Here is a 15,407-nt window from a genome sequence, read left to right as displayed (position 1 = left end):
CCTTAATACAGTACGCCGTTTCCAAGAAGGTCGATCTGAAGATCGACACTCCATGCACAGCGAAAGTCACCCCCTTACCGCCCTGAAGCGGGCCAGGCCCGCGTCGAGATCGCCGATCAGGTCGGCGACGTCCTCCAGGCCGATATGCAGGCGCACGCAGGGGCCGCCGGGATCCCAGCTCGTTGCCGAGCGGTAGCTCGAACAGTCGAAGGGGAGGGCGAGGCTTTCATAGCCGCCCCAGGAATAGCCGAGCCCGAAGAATTTCAGATCATCCAGGAAGGCGCCGATCGCCTCCATCGGCGCCGGCTGCAGCACGATGGAGAACAGGCCGGACGAGCCCTTGAAATCGCGCTTCCAGATGGCATGGCCCGGATCCCCCTCCAGCGCGGGATGCAGCACGCGCTGCACCTCGGGGCGCTTGGACAGCCATTTCGCCACCCTTAGCGCGCTTTCCTGATGCTGGCGCAGGCGCACGCCCATGGTGCGCAGCCCGCGCATCGCCAGATAGATGTCGTCGGGCGCCACGCATTGGCCCGCATCGCCATGGAAGCTCTTCAGGGCCGGCCAGGCCTTGCGCGAGGCCGAGACCACGCCGAACATCGCATCGGAATGACCGACGATATATTTGGTACCGGCCTGGATCGACAGGTCGACACCATGCCCGAAGGCGTCGAAGAACAAGGGGGTGGCCCAGGTGTTGTCGAGCAGGACGGCCGCGCCGTGCCGGTGCGCGACCTCGGCGACCGCGGGCACGTCCTGCATCTCGAAGCTCTGCGAACCCGGGGCTTCCAGATAGACCGCCTTCGTATTCGGGCGCATCAGCGTTTCGATGCCGGCACCGATCAGCGGATCGTAATAGGTCGTCTCGATGCCGAAGCGGCTGAGGACCCTGTCACAGAACTGACGGGTGGGCTGATAGGTGGAATCGACCATCAGCAAATGGTCGCCGGCGGAAAGGCAGGAGAGCAGGGCGGTCGACACGGCTGATAACCCCGAGGGACAGAGCACCACGCCGGCGCTGCCGTCGAGCGTCTTCAGCGCCTCTTCCAGAGCATCGCTCGTCGGATTGCCACGGCGGCCATAGCTGTAGCGCGGCGTGTGGTTGATGAGGTCCTTGGTGGTCGGAGCCAGAACGGTGGAGCCGTGATAGACAGGCGGGTTGACGAAGCCGTGATAGTCCGACGGCTCGCGCCCGCCGATGACCAGACGCGTATTCTCGCCGAACGTCGCGATCTCGTCCTTGCTGATCTTCTTCATGATAGATTCGACTGAGTCCTGAAACGGTTACATTCGGCCGCGGCCGCTCCTGCGTCAATCTCGAAGGCCACGGCGTCTTCCACAGACCAGTTTTGTGAATATTCCACTCCACTTCACGAATTCCGCTTGACGTGAGCGGCCAAAGTGCTTGCAATCGGCAATAAGGCACGGGTCGCAACTGGCGAGAACAAGCTGGGCGCTTTTGCCGCGGGACAGATCGATACGGGGGACCTTGCAATGACCGCTTCAGCACGCTCGGCCGGCAGGTCGCTCCTCAGCTCCGGCGAGGCATGTCCGGACCGTTGAGCTCGTCAATCTACTTCCTCGACGGAACAGCCCGTTCCTCCCGGCCCTTGAGCCGGGGACGCTCGAAACATCCATTCGCGAATGCAGGAAGAGGTGACGGCAGTCCATAAAAATGACGACGTTCAGCAGTCTGGCGATGGTTTCGGACCTCGCCCTGCCGTCGATAACAAGGATAAGGTTCAAAATGCGTTCCGTCCAAACGTGTTTTGTCCTAAAGCGTTGAGGGATTTGGCGGATAGGCCGAAGATCGCCAAGGCGCGTCGAAACAAAGAACCAGAGCCGGAGCGCAGTCCCGAGTGAACGCACTTTAGCTTTGAGGACGTCAAACATGCCCGGCGGGGCGGCCCGGTTCTCACTCCGCGGCCAGCCACTCAAGGGCATTCTCATTACACTGACAACGAAGTAAACAGGGGCCTCCATCCATGAGAAAGACACTCCTTACCGCAGTAGCCGGTGCGGCGCTGGCGTTGAGTGGGCTCGGCGCACATGCCGATACGCTCGACACCATCAAGCAGCGCGGCCAGGTGATCTGCGGCGTCAATACCGGCCTTCCCGGCTTCGCCGCCCCCAATGAGAAGGGCGAATGGGCCGGTCTCGACGTCGACTATTGCCGGGCGATCGCGGCGGCGGTGCTGGGCGATGCCACCAAGGCCAAATTCGTGCCGGTTTCCACCAAGGACCGCTTCACGGCCCTGCAGTCCGGTGAAATCGACGTGCTCAACCGCAATTCCACCTGGACCCTTGGCCGCGACACCGCCGGCATGCTGTTCGCCGGCGTCAATTTTTACGACGGGCAGGGCTTTCTGGTGAAGAAGTCGCTCGGCGTGAAATCGGCGACGGAGCTTTCGGGCGCCTCGATCTGCGCCCAGCAGGGGTCGACCGGCCAGCTCACCATCTCGGATTTCATGCGCTCCCACAACCTGCCCTACAACATCGTCAGCTTCGACACACCGGAGGAAGCCGCGAGGGCCTATGAAGGCGGGCGCTGCGACGTCAATACGGACGATGCCTCGGGTCTGTACGCGGTGCGTGTCAAGATGGCCAATCCGGACGAGCATGTCGTGCTGCCGGAGATCATCTCGAAGGAGCCGCTCGCTGCGGCCGTGCGCCAGGGCGACGACAAATGGTTCAACGTGGTGAAGTGGGTGCATTACGCCATGCTCTCGGCCGAAGAGGCCGGCGTGACGCAGGCCAATGTCGAGGAAATGGTCAAGTCCGACAAGCCGGACATCAAGCGCCTGCTCGGCACCGAGGGTGACTTCGGCAAGCAACTCGGCCTCGACAATCAGTGGGCCTATCGGATCGTCAAGCAGGTCGGCAATTACGGCGAGAGCTTCGACCGCAATCTCGGTCCCAAGACCGTGCTCAAGATCGATCGCGGCCTCAACAATCTGTGGACCAAGGGCGGCCTGCAATACGCCCCGCCGATCCGCTGACGATCGCAGGACCTGTCCTGGAAGGACTGTTCGGGGGCGGGACCCGATAGAGCTTGTGCCTGTCGCGGCTTTGGTGGTTCCGCCTCAAACCGGTCACTTATGAAGAGGTTTCATTCATGAAAAAGCAACTTTCCATGGCGATGGCCGGGGCTTTTGTTGCCCTGGGTGTTTCGGTTGCGAGTGCTGGGACACTCGATACCGTCAAGCAGCGCGGCCAGTTGATCTGCGGCTCGAATGCCGGCCTTGCCGGTTTCGGCATCCCGAACGAGCAGGGCAAGTGGGCGGGTTTCGACGTCGACTATTGCCGGGCCCTCGCAGCGGCGGTGCTGGGCGATGCCGACAAAACCAAATATGTGCCGTTGTCGGCCAAGGATCGCTTCACCGCGCTGCAATCGTCCGAAATCGATGTGCTGCCGCGCAACACCACCTGGACCCTGACGCGCGAGACCGGCGGCTTCCTGTTTGCTGCCACGAATTACTATGACGGCCAGGCCTTCATGGTGAAGAAGTCGCTGGGCGTGAATTCCGCCAAGGATCTGGACGGCGCCACCATCTGCGTCCAGCAGGGCACGACGCAGGAACTCAATCTCTCCGACTATTTCCGTACTCTCGGAAAGAAGTACCAGATCCTGACGGTTGCAACCATCGGCGAGGCCCAAAACGCCTATGAAGGCGGCCGTTGCGATGCCTTCACCTCGGACGCCTCGCAGCTCTACGGCGTCCGTCTCGCGCTCAAGGCGCCGGAGGAGCATGTCGTCCTGCCCGAGATCATCTCCAAGGAGCCACTGGCGATTGCCGTCCGCCAGGGCGACGACCAATGGTTCAATATCGCCAAATGGGTCTATTACGCTCTGGTCCAGGCCGAGGAATCCGGGGTCACCCAGGCCAATGTCGACGAGATGCTGAAGTCGGACAAGCCGGACATCAAGCGCCTGCTCGGCACCGAGGGTGATTTCGGCAAGCAGCTCGGCCTCGACAATCAGTGGGCCTATCGCGCCATCAAGCAGGTCGGCAATTACGGCGAGATCTTCGACCGCAATCTCGGCTCCCAGTCGAAGCTGAAGATCGAGCGCGGCCTCAACGCCCTGTGGACCAACAAGGGCCTGCAATACGCGCCGCCGATCCGTTGAGATCGATGAAAACCTGCCTCGGAAGGAAGCTTCCGGGGCGGGGACGCAGAGAGGCAAAGGCACCTCGACGAGGCGCCGACCAGCCGGGTGGATCAAAGGGGGACATTGAATGAGGCGACAACTCTGCGCGGCGACCGTTGGCGTCTTCGCCGCTTTGAGTGTTTCCCTGGCAAATGCGGCAACGCTCGACACGGTCAAGCAGCGCGGCCAGTTGATCTGCGGGGCTCATCAGGGCCTGGCCGGTTTCAGCATCCCGAACGAGCAGGGCAAATGGGCGGGCTTCGACGTCGACTATTGCCGGGCCCTTGCGGCGGCCGTGCTGGGCGATGCCGACAAGACCAAATTCGTGCCCCTGTCCGCCAAGGATCGCTTCACCGCGCTCCAGGCCTCAGAAATCGATGTTCTGCCGCGCAACACCACCTGGACCCTGACCCGCGAGACCGGTGGGTTTCTGTTTGCCGCCATCAACTACTATGACGGCCAGGGCTTCATGGTGAAGAAGTCGCTAGGCGTGAAATCGACCAAAGAACTCGATGGCGCGACTGTCTGCGTCCAGCAGGGCACCTCGCATGAACTCAATCTGTCCGACTATTTTCGCAGCATCGGCAAGCCCTACCAGATCCTGACGGTTGCGACCATCGGCGAGGCGCAGAATGCCTATGAGTCAGGCCGTTGCGATACCTTCACCACCGATGCCTCCGGGCTCTACGGCGTGCGTTTGGCCCTCAAAAACCCTGACGAACATGTTGTGCTGCCCGAGATCATCTCCAAGGAGCCGCTGGGCATCGCCGTGCGCCAGGGCGACGATCAGTGGTTCAACGTGGTCAAATGGGTCTATTATGCGCTGGTCCAGGCCGAGGAATCCGGCGTGACCCAGGCCAATGTCGACGAGATGCTGAAGTCCGACAAGCCGGACATCAAGCGCCTGCTCGGCACCGAAGGCGATTTCGGCAAGCAACTCGGCCTCGACAATCAGTGGGCCTATCGCGTCATCAAGCAGGTCGGCAATTATGGCGAGGTGTTCGACCGCAATCTCGGATCGAAGTCGCCGCTCAAGATCGAGCGCGGGCTCAATGCCCTATGGACGAACAAGGGCCTGCAATATTCGCCGCCCATCCGTTGAGGATGAACGCCCCCGGCAATCGCATGCGATATTTGCCGGGCGACTTTTCCAAAGCGTCCCGCGATTGGGTGGAGGCAGCCAAATTCGCAAAGACGCTCCAATCCGCTGGATTGGTTTGAAAATGAGGAGTGGGAGCAAAAGGCGCTCGGCCGTGAACGCAATTGCTCCAGAGGAATCCATAGAAAAAGGGTGAGGACTATCCGCGTGTTGGGGAGAATGAGACAATGACGTTGGCAGTCGACCGGGGAGACGGCGGCGGGCGTACCTACTGGTTCAACAATCCGAAGTTGCGGGCTGTTGTCTTCCAGGTCGTGCTGCTGGCAATCGTCTTGCTCATCATCTTGACAGGCGCTTGGAACGCCGTCGAAAATCTGGCCAGGCAGGGTCGTTCGCTTGGCTTCGACTTCCTGGGGCGTACGGCGAGCTTCGATATCGGCCAGACGCCGATCGAATATACGTCGCTGTCCACCAATGGCCGCGCCTTGCTGGTCGGCATCACCAACACCCTGATCGTGGCCGCCCTCGGCATCGTGCTGGCGACGATCCTGGGCTTCATCATCGGCGTGGCCCGGCTTTCCAACAACTGGATCGTCGCCAAGATCGCTACCGTCTATATCGAAGTCGTCCGCAATATCCCGCTGCTGCTGCAACTGCTGTTCTGGTACGGCGCCGTGCTCAAGCCCCTGCCGGGCGTGCGGCAGTCGATCACCTTCGGCGAAAGCATCTTTCTCAACAATCGCGGCATCTTCTTTCCGGCCGCCCAACCTCAGGCGGGCGCGGGCCTGGTAGGCGGCGCTTTGCTGGTCGGCATTCTCGGCGCCATCGGCTTCGCCATCTGGGGCAGGCGCCGTCAGATGGAAACAGGCAAGCGGCCGCCGGTGCTGCTGGTCAATCTGGCACTGATCATCGGCCTGCCGCTGCTGGCCTTCTTCGGCACGGGCATGCCTTTCACCATCGACTACCCCAAGGTGGGGGGCTTCAACGTCACCGGCGGCTTCCGCCTGCAGCCGGAATTCGTCGCTTTGCTGCTGGGCCTGACCATCTATACCGCAGCCTTCATCGCGGAGACCGTGCGCTCGGGTATCCGCGGCGTGCCGCATGGCCAGACGGAGGCCTCCGGGGCTCTCGGCCTGCGGTCGGGGCAGAATCTACGCCTGGTGGTGATTCCGCAGGCGATGCGCATCATCGTGCCGCCGCTCGCCAGCCAGTACCTCAATCTCACCAAGAACTCGTCGCTGGCGGTGGCCATCGGCTATCCCGACCTGGTGCAGGTCTTTTCAGGCACGGTGCTCAACAACACCAACCAGGCGATCGAATGCATCGGCATCACCATGGCCGTCTATCTGATCATCAGCCTGTCGATTGCCGGCTTCATGAATTGGTTCAACAAGCGCGTTGCGCTGGTGGAGAGGTAGGGCCATGAGCGACGCAACTTCCGCCGCCGGCAGCCCGGCCTTCGTCTCGACCACGACCTTCGAGCCACAACCGCCGCCGGCTGCGACCACCGGCGTGCTCGGCTGGCTGAAAAAGAGCCTGTTCTCGTCCGTCACCAATTCCATCCTCACCGTCCTGGCGGTGCTGCTGGTGCTATGGGTGCTGCCGGGCGTTCTGCGCTTCATGATCTTCGATGCCGTCTGGACAGGCACCGACCGCAATGCCTGCCTGGAGGCCAATGTCGGACGGCATGTCGGCGCTTGCTGGCCGTTCGTCGAGACGCGCCTGCAATATTTCATCTATGGCCAATATCCGGTCGATGAGCGCTGGCGCGTCAATCTCACCGGCCTGCTTGCCGCCATCGGCATCGTCTGGCTGCTATGGCCGAAGATCGGGGCCAAGGGCTGGGGCATCCTGTATTTCTTCGTGGCTTTCCCGCTGCTGGCCTTCTGGCTGCTGGTGGGCGGCTTCTTTGGGCTGGTGCATGTCCCCACCAATCTGTGGGGCGGCATTCTCGTAACGTTGGTGATCGCCGTGGTGGGCATCGTGGCGTCCCTGCCGCTCGGCGTGCTGCTGGCACTCGGGCGGCGCTCACGCATGCCGATCGCCCGCACCATTTCGGTGATGTACATCGAGTTCTGGCGCGGCGTGCCGCTGATCACCGTGCTGTTCATGGCCAACGTCATGCTGCCGCTGTTCCTGCCCGAAGGCTGGCGCCCGGATTCGTTGCTGCGCGTGCTCGTAGGCGTGGCGCTGTTCTGGTCGGCCTATATGGCGGAAGTGGTGCGTGGCGGCCTGCAGGCCATCCCCAAGGGCCAATATGAAGGGGCCCAGGCCCTGGGCCTGAACTATTCCTACATGCTGATCTTCATCATCCTGCCGCAGGCGCTGCGCCTGGTGATCCCCAGCATCGTCAACACCTTCATCGCCCTGTTCAAGGACACCACGCTGGTGGCCATCGTGGGCATCTTCGACTTCCTGAAGACGATCGAGGCGTCCATTCCCGATCCGAACTGGGCGACACCCGTGACGTACTATACGGGCTATGCATTCGCCGCTATCTTCTTCTGGATCTGCTGTTTCTCGATGTCGCGCTACTCGCAGAGCTTGGAGCGTCGTCTCGATACCGGTTACAAACGTTGAGGGAAACAATGGCGAACGCCGCAAACAATACCAACGAGAAGCTGAACCCGATCGCCGTGCAGATCACGGACATGAACAAGTGGTATGGGGAGTTCAACGTTCTCAAGAACATCAACCTCACCGTGAAGCGGGGCGAGCGCATCGTGATCTGCGGGCCTTCGGGCTCGGGCAAATCGACCATGATCCGTTGCATCAACCGGCTGGAGGAGCATCAGAAGGGCTCGATCGTCGTCGACGGCATCGAGCTCACCAACGACCTCAAGCGCATTGACGAGGTGCGGCGCGAGGTCGGCATGGTGTTCCAGCACTTCAACCTGTTCCCGCATCTGACCGTGCTGGAGAACTGCACGCTCGCCCCGATCTGGGTGCGCAAGATGTCGAAGGCCGATGCCACCGAAAAGGCGATGCACTTCCTCAAGCGTGTCAAGATTCCGGAGCAGGCCAACAAATATCCGGGCCAGCTCTCGGGAGGGCAGCAGCAGCGCGTGGCGATCGCCCGGGCCCTGTGCATGAATCCGAAGATCATGCTGTTCGACGAGCCGACCTCGGCCCTCGATCCGGAAATGGTGAAGGAGGTGCTCGACACCATGGTGGGCCTTGCCAATGACGGCATGACCATGCTGTGCGTCACCCATGAAATGGGCTTTGCCCGCCAGGTCGCAGACCGGGTGATCTTCATGGATGCCGGTCAGATCGTGGAGATGAACGAGCCCAACACCTTCTTCTCCAATCCCCAGCACGAGCGCACCAAGCTCTTCCTCAGCCAGATTTTGCACTGAGGAGCACATGCGGCCGGCCCTGCCGTCGGCCGCGGCGACTTTCGCTGGCTGGCTTCCGCTGGGGGCCAGCCATTTGCATTGTCGGAGCTTCCTTTGAAACATGGGCAAGGCAGGTCTTCGATCCCAGCCTTGCTCCCTTGGCAACACAGTTCAGCACGCAGGAATTTCATCATGGCGTTTGATCGCTCGAGCGAGCCCGACGGCACGCCGAGGCGCGGGCTTTATCCCGAAATCGAGGCTTACCGCTCAGGCACGCTCGAGGTCGGCGATGGTCATTCCATCTATTGGGAACTGGCGGGCAATCCCGAGGGTCTGCCGGTAGCCTTCCTGCATGGCGGTCCGGGGGCTGGCTGTTCGGCCAAGCATCGGCGCCTGTTCGATCCGCGCCATTGGAACGTCCTGCTGTTCGATCAGCGCGGATGCGGCCGTTCCCGTCCGCACGCCAATCTCGACGCCAATACCACCTGGCATCTCGTGGCGGACATGGAGCGCCTGCGCAAGGAGGTGCTGAAGGTCGAGCGCTGGAGCCTGTTCGGTGGCTCCTGGGGGTCGACCCTGGCGCTCGCTTATGCCCAGACCCATCCCGAGACGGTGCAGGCGCTCATGCTGCGCGGCATCTTCACCCTGCGCCGCATGGAACTCGACTGGTATTATCGGGAAGGGGCCTCCTATTTCTTCCCGGACAAATGGGAAGCCTTCCGCAAGGATTTGCCGCAGGATGCCTGGGCCGACCCGATCCTGACCTATCACCGGCGCCTGACGGGAGACGATGCGGCCGTTCGCCTGGCGGCGGCCCGAGCCTGGAGCGTATGGGAGGGCGAAACGTCGACCCTGATGCCGGAGGGACCCGCGACCGGACATGCCCAGGAACAGTTCGCCCTGGCCTTCGCCCGCATCGAGAACCACTATTTCGTGCATGGCGGCTGGATGGAGGAAGGGCAGTTGCTGCGCGACGCCGGCAAGCTCGCCGATATTCCCGGCACCATCGTGCAGGGGCGCTATGACGTGGTCTGTCCGCCGGTCACGGCATGGGAACTGGCCAAGCGCTGGCCCAAGGCGGAACTGCAGATCGTGGAGGATTCCGGCCATTCCTTCTCCGAGCCGGGCACGCTGCATCGCCTGATCGAGGCCACCGACAAATATGCCCGCCTGCTGGGAGCGGCCGCGGCCTGAAGTTCCTCTCTTCTCAGCCTGGCGACTTCTCGATCCAGGCTGCAGCGCTGGCAACGATGCTGCGGAGGTCGCTTTTGCCTGGGGTCCAGCCCAGCACATCGGCTGCCCTGTCGATATTGGCGTAGAGGGCGGCCGCATCGCCGCTGCGGCGGGGATGAGGCTCGACCGGCACAGGCCGCCCGATGACGGCCTCGACCACCTCGAGCAGTTCCAGCACGGTGGTGCTGCGACCGCTGCCGAGGTTGAGCGTGAGGCTGCCGCGCCCAGCCAGCAAGTGGCCGAGAGCGCGCAGATGGGCATCGGCGATGTCGGCGACATGGACATAGTCGCGCATGGCGGTGCCGTCGGCGGTGGCATAGTCGGTGCCGAACAGCTTGAAGACCGGGCCGAGGCCGAGGGCTGCTCGGATCGCCTTGGGTATGGCGAGGCTCGTCGTCGCGTGGCGCTCGCCGATCTCGCCATCGGGGTCGGCGCCGGCCGCATTGAAATAGCGCAGCACCACGCTCGGAAGGCCATAGGCCGTGTCGTAGTGCCGGAGCGCCTGCTCGCCGATGAGCTTGGTGGTGCCATAGGGGCTGACGGGCGCCGTCGGGGACGCTTCGGTAACCGGAAGGGCCGGGGCGTCGCCATAGACGGCGCAGGTCGAGGAGAAGACGATCGGGCAATTGCCGTTATGCCGCGCCGCCTCGATTACGGCGAGTGTGCCGGAGACATTGGCAGCATAGCAAGGCGAGGGATCGGTGACCGATGAACCCACCTCGGCGTAGGCAGCCAGATGCATGATCGCGTCGGGGCGGTGGCGGGCGAAGACGCTGGCAAGCCAGTCCGCATCGGCAATGTCGCCCTGTTCGAAAGGCCCCCAGCGGACGTGGTCTTCTCTGCCGCGGGAGAGATCGTCGCACGCCACGGGCCTGTGTCCGGATGAGGCCAGGGCCTTGCAGACATGGCTGCCGATATAACCGGCTCCTCCGGTCACCAAGACGATACTCATGAAGGCTCTCATCCTCCCGACGGGTGGTTGCGACAGGCCGGTGTTAAGGATCCTCGCGCCCAAAGAGAAGCAAAGAATAGGCGTGCCGCGTCAAATGGAGGCGGGCGCCGGCGGCTGTTCTGCCTTTCGTCCTGCAACGTTGACGTGTATTTCCTGCACTGTGGGCGGGTTATCCGGCAGGTCCTGGCCTGGAAATTGCTTTGAAAATTCGTCGCAATGGAATGGGGGAAATCACGATGACGGCGACCGGCGCCTCGGAGGCGAGCGAATCCCTGTTTGCCGATCATCCGAAGCGAGCGGCCATTTATGCCGAATTGCATGCCAGGCCGACCGAGCCGATCACGACCTCGGCCCGTATCCGCCGGGTCGCCTTCATGCCGGCAGACGAGGGGCCTTCACTGGAGGAGGTGGCGCGGCGCTTCGCTCTTTTCGCCGGCCAGTCCGCTTTGCCCTTTGATGACGCACGAACGCGCCAAATCACGGTGGAAAGGAGTGGTCGCAAGGCCACTTTCGAGCTCCACAATGAATTTGCCACGCTGACCTGGCAGTCCGTCCTCACCGATCGCGAGATCTGGCCAGACGATATCGGCCTGGAATGCTTCGCCGGGCTGCAGCGCGTCAGCGCCACGCGTATCGACCTGACCGAGACCTCCACCATCATGGAGGCGGCGCTGGTCGGCTTCAGCCCGATCAGCCTGTGCTATTCCGAGCTCTATGACGGCATGGCTCAGGTCGCCACCGATTTCAATCGTGATCTGGACGGTTTCACCCGCTACGAACTCGCAGCCGGACGATGCAATGGCGTACGCCGCGGCGTGCTGGTGCGCAGGCTCCTGGAGATCGAGACCTACAGCAATTTCGTCCTGCTCGGCTTGCCGGTAGCTCGGGCCCTCGGCTCGACGATCCGTCAGTTCGAGGGAGCGGTGAGCCAGGTGATGGGCCGCGTCGGCCATGCCCATTCCACCGGGGAGAACCGGGAGGCGCTGGAGAGCATCCATGCGCTGTCCGCCGAAGTCGGCCGCAGCATCGAGGAAACCAGCTTTCGCTTCGCGGCGAGCCAAGCCTATGCGGCGGTGCTCGGCACGCGCCTGCGGCAGCTTGCCGAGCGGCCGATCGGCGAGTTCACCACCATCGAACGCTACCTGACCAATCGGACCGGCCCGGCGGTGGCCACCTGCCTGGCGACGGAGAAACGCCTGCAGGCAGTGGCGATGAAGCTGGAGCGTTCGGCTGAACTGTTGAACGCCCATATCAGCCTCAGCCTGGAAATGCAGAACCAGACTATTCTCGACACCATTTCGCGCACGTCGGAAAGCCAGTATCGCCTGCAGGAGACGGTGGAGGGGCTCTCCATCATCGCAATCTCCTATTATACCCTCGCCATTCTCGGCTACATGATCGAGGGCTTCAGCCATATCTGGCATGTCGACAAGGCCATCGCCATGCTGTGTGCGGCGCCGGTGGTGCTGTTCCTGGTCTGGCGCGGCATCAAGAGCCTGCGCAAGCGCGCTGCCTGACGCGAGGGGATGCATAGGTCACCGAAAGGCGCCTCGCAGAATGCTGCGCCGGCCGGCCGATAATCGGGGATCGCCGGGCGTTTTCTAGGCGGGATGTCGACCGCCCCTCAACTCTTGGGGACGCATTGGCCGGCGTGATTGGGACGCTGCGAGGGCGGGCATACGTCGATGTTTCTGCGATGGTCCGAAGACTGGCCGATAGACGCGCTCGATGCCATGCGCCGCGGATCGAACGCATCACGGGTGGCGTCGTTGATGGTACGGTTGGGCACGCATCTGCGCCATTGATTGAAGTGGAAGCCTGGGGAGCAGGCCGAGGCCGTTGCTGCGGGAGCATCTGCCATGGCGGCCTCCTGTGCGACAAGCCGGGCAGGCGTGAGGGTTACCAGGCACAGCAATGCGGCTGGCAACAGGATAATGGCTCTTGCGATCATGAAATGGGCTCGGACGGAAGGACATGTGTCGAGATGCACTGCGTGGACCGTCGAAATGATCCATGCGCGGCTTAGCCCTTGCGGCGGCCCATGGTTGTGCTTTTTCGCACAGGACGGGCAATGCCTGCCTGGCTTGTCCGGAGCCGATGAGGGCTGATTGGGCTCGGGAGAAGATCGAATGCAGGCCGCGTGAGCGGCGGGTGAATGCCGGACCTGCGCGGCCGACATAGCTGCGTCGTCGACATCGGGCTATGTTACCTAAGGGCATAGGAGATCCGATGTTCAAGCTGTTTTACGACATGTCGATGCTTGCTTTTGAATCGCAGCAAGCCATCTGGCTACGTACGCTTCGGCTGGCACAGGGCGGAAGCCGTGCCGAGCACGAGGCCAAGCTGATGATCAGCGAGAAAGTTGCTGCGGCGCAGAACGCCGCCGGCAAGCTGATGATGGGCACGACGCCCGGTGCGGTCGTTCGAGACTATCGGCGCAAGGTCCGTTCCAATGTGAAGCGTCTGTCCAAGCCGTGACAGCCGACGGCAGGAGCGATGCGGGCGAGCCTTATCACGCTCCCGTCACACCATTTGGTCTAATCATCGCATGTTGTCGGCCGTTCCCAATACCGGCCCGATACGTCGCATCCGATCTTGGCCCGGCAGGTAGCGTATCGCCGGGCTTTTTCTTTGGCAGCGATGCCGGAGATCGCGATGACAACGCCTCACCATTGCCGCGTCACGTATGTATCACGTGATATGAAATTTATCACCTTCGTTCCGCGATTCAGCGGGACAGCAACCTCCTTGGCCCGGCGTTCCGACAGCGCCGGGTTTTTCTTTTTTAGCGCCTCATCGGTCGTTCGAGCGGCGCCCAACTGTGCAGGCAGCAGCGGCACGAGATAGCCATCTGCGCTCGTGCCACAGGCAGGCTTGGCCGAAGCACGGCGACTTTTCAGGTGGCGACTCGGCGGCCGGAAACCTTCTTCAGGAATTGCATCGGAGATTTCAGACGGTTCATCGGGGAATAGACGATATCCTGGAAGGTCTTGGGATCGGCCATTTCAAGAGCGGAAACCAGCCTGGCCTTGAGTGCGTCGCGTCCCGGCGAAAGGCCGGGCGGTCTCGGTTTCAGCCGGAGTTGGCGCAGCATGAAGTTGGCTTGATAGATCCTGGCCCGCCGTTCCAACGGGCGCATGCAGAAGGAAATGCTCAGGCTGACGGAGATGTTGTCGCCGTTCTTGACCCAGTGGGGCGCTACAGGCGGATGATGGACGGCCTCGCCGGGCGTCAGTCTGTAGATCTGGCCGTGGCCCTGCAATTCGGGCTTGTAGCGGGGGGTGTTGTAGCTGCTGGCATAGAAGCGTTCGAGCTCGATTTCCGGCAGAACTTCACGATCCCCGGGGTCGAACAGGCAGACTTCCTTCTCGCCCTTGATCTGGAACAGGAAGTTGGATTCGTGATCGATATGGAAGGGCGTGGAAATCCCCGGTGAGGTCAGAATCACGGTCAGGGTTGCCCAGGTCACTTCCTGGCGGAACGGCCGATCGGCGTGGGTCCCGATTTCGTCAATGAGCATGGCGAGAACCCGGGCGTAATCGCGATTGTAATCCTGCGTCCGCGAAAGCCTGATCCAGGAGCCGCTCTCGCCGAGCCGATCGATCACCTCCGTCAGTCGGTCATGCTGCGCGGCCTCGGTGAATTTGCTGCTGATCGATTCCCTTCTCAAATCGAGAGCGAGAAAGTCGGCAGCATTACCGCTTCCGATGATGCTGCGAGCAGTTTTGACGATCTCCGGGATCTCGAATAAGCCGCTCCGGCAAAGTGTATGATGAAGCTTGAAAGGTCGCACATTGTAATTTTCTTTGAATATTCGCTGATCTGTTTCAAGTATGTGTTCGATTTTATCGAAAGTTGAATACGAACCTCTCTCTATTTCGTTTTCGAAGGCGATGTTCATGATCAGTAACTCGCTCTCTTTCTGGAATGCCCCCAGTCCAGTGTCACTGAGGATATCACTAGAGAGGATTTTTATAAGGAGTAGAGGAGATATAAATATTAACTCTTTAGGGGAAGGATCGTCGCCGCTGTTTCATTTTCTGAGAAAATTTGCTTCGGAGACTGAATCGTCGAGACCGAAATATCTCCAGAATGAAGAGTATTCGACAGTTGAAACTTACCGGGAGGCGGTATGTGGTTGTTCCCGGTCGGCCCAATATTCATCATGCATTGACCAACTGGAGCCCAGGATTGCCCCAGAGCAAAGCACGTCATGTGAGCGCCCGCTCTCTCCAGCTCTTTGGTTCGACGCGTCTTTGCGATTCGTGGTGACTGCGTCAAATCGCTGAACGCTGCGGGCCTCGGCTACAGCGGCCCTGGACGACCTTGGCTCAATGCCATCATCGTCGGCCGGCATGCTCTTCTACCTTCCGCGGCTTGTCGAACTTCTCGCCGGAGGAAGGGGCAGCGCGCGAATCTCTGCTCGTCCCGCATGGCGGGGAGGGGAGTCGCTTGCTCGGGCGAGGGCACTTCCACCCCAAACGAAAGAAGGCGCCTCGAAGGGCGCCTTGCTTTTCGTCAGCGATATCAGAAGTTTCGATGGTGGGCGCACTAGGGCTCGAACCTAGGACCCGCTGATTAAGAGTCAGCTGCTCTACCAACTGAGCTATGCGCCCATCGAAACCACCGAAGCGC

At 61.7% G+C, this 15,407-nt stretch carries 12 protein-coding genes and 1 tRNA gene; 9 read left to right on the top strand and 4 right to left on the bottom strand.

What is annotated here, in order from left to right; all coding sequences use genetic code 11:
* Nucleotides 1–66: 66 nt before the first annotated feature.
* Nucleotides 67–1,257, bottom strand: coding sequence for a cystathionine beta-lyase (gene metC / locus J8I29_RS26455; RefSeq protein ID WP_209433941.1), 1,191 nt, complete (start codon nt 1,255–1,257; stop codon nt 67–69).
* A gap of 728 nt (nt 1,258–1,985) precedes the next feature.
* Between metC and J8I29_RS26450 the strand changes: the two genes are divergently transcribed.
* The 7 genes from J8I29_RS26450 (at nt 1,986) to pip (ending at nt 9,781) form a co-directional block, all read left to right on the top strand.
* A complete protein-coding gene (locus J8I29_RS26450) occupies nt 1,986–2,999 on the top strand; it encodes an amino acid ABC transporter substrate-binding protein (protein WP_105862831.1) in 1,014 nt (337 codons plus the stop codon).
* A 116-nt stretch (nt 3,000–3,115) separates the two neighbouring features.
* On the top strand, nt 3,116–4,129 hold the full coding sequence (locus J8I29_RS26445; RefSeq protein WP_209433940.1) for an amino acid ABC transporter substrate-binding protein: 1,014 nt from the start codon (nt 3,116–3,118) through the stop codon (nt 4,127–4,129).
* A gap of 109 nt (nt 4,130–4,238) precedes the next feature.
* Entirely contained in the window at nt 4,239–5,252 is a 1,014-nt protein-coding gene (locus J8I29_RS26440) for an amino acid ABC transporter substrate-binding protein (RefSeq protein ID WP_209433939.1), read from the top strand.
* 224 nt (nt 5,253–5,476) lie between these two features.
* Nucleotides 5,477–6,667 (top strand): amino acid ABC transporter permease, encoded by a 1,191-nt coding sequence (locus J8I29_RS26435; RefSeq protein WP_209433938.1) that lies wholly within the window; start codon nt 5,477–5,479, stop codon nt 6,665–6,667.
* A 4-nt stretch (nt 6,668–6,671) separates the two neighbouring features.
* Complete coding sequence (locus J8I29_RS26430; RefSeq protein WP_209433937.1) at nt 6,672–7,829, top strand: amino acid ABC transporter permease; 1,158 nt, start codon at nt 6,672–6,674, stop codon at nt 7,827–7,829.
* Nucleotides 7,830–7,837: 8 nt separating this feature from the next.
* Nucleotides 7,838–8,608 (top strand): amino acid ABC transporter ATP-binding protein, encoded by a 771-nt coding sequence (locus J8I29_RS26425; RefSeq protein WP_105862836.1) that lies wholly within the window; start codon nt 7,838–7,840, stop codon nt 8,606–8,608.
* Nucleotides 8,609–8,779: 171 nt separating this feature from the next.
* Nucleotides 8,780–9,781 (top strand): prolyl aminopeptidase, encoded by a 1,002-nt coding sequence (gene pip, locus J8I29_RS26420; protein ID WP_105862837.1) that lies wholly within the window; start codon nt 8,780–8,782, stop codon nt 9,779–9,781.
* Between the two features lie 13 nt (nt 9,782–9,794).
* On the opposite strand, the gene galE is transcribed toward pip, so the two are convergent.
* Nucleotides 9,795–10,772, bottom strand: a complete 978-nt coding sequence (gene galE, locus J8I29_RS26415; protein WP_209433936.1) for a UDP-glucose 4-epimerase GalE — start codon at nt 10,770–10,772, stop codon at nt 9,795–9,797.
* Nucleotides 10,773–11,008: 236 nt separating this feature from the next.
* On the opposite strand from galE, the gene J8I29_RS26410 reads away from it, so the two are divergent.
* A complete protein-coding gene (locus tag J8I29_RS26410) occupies nt 11,009–12,289 on the top strand; it encodes a DUF3422 domain-containing protein (protein WP_181161184.1) in 1,281 nt (426 codons plus the stop codon).
* 712 nt (nt 12,290–13,001) lie between these two features.
* Nucleotides 13,002–13,250 carry a hypothetical protein gene (locus J8I29_RS26405; RefSeq protein WP_105862840.1) on the top strand — a complete coding sequence of 83 codons (249 nt, stop codon included), beginning with the start codon at nt 13,002–13,004 and terminating at the stop codon, nt 13,248–13,250.
* 418 nt (nt 13,251–13,668) lie between these two features.
* Here J8I29_RS26405 and J8I29_RS26400 read toward each other — a convergent pair whose 3' ends face one another.
* Together J8I29_RS26400 and J8I29_RS26395 are read right to left on the bottom strand one after the other, a co-directional pair.
* Nucleotides 13,669–14,673, bottom strand: a complete 1,005-nt coding sequence (locus J8I29_RS26400; protein WP_209433935.1) for a cupin-like domain-containing protein — start codon at nt 14,671–14,673, stop codon at nt 13,669–13,671.
* 639 nt (nt 14,674–15,312) lie between these two features.
* Nucleotides 15,313–15,388, bottom strand: a tRNA-Lys gene (locus J8I29_RS26395).
* Nucleotides 15,389–15,407: the final 19 nt, after the last annotated feature.

Source organism: Labrys sp. LIt4, from assembly GCF_017813775.1.
Lineage (GTDB): Bacteria > Pseudomonadota > Alphaproteobacteria > Rhizobiales > Labraceae > Labrys > Labrys okinawensis_A.
The sequence above is the reverse complement of the archived record's forward strand: the minus strand, read 5'-3'. Positions and strand labels throughout refer to the sequence as shown.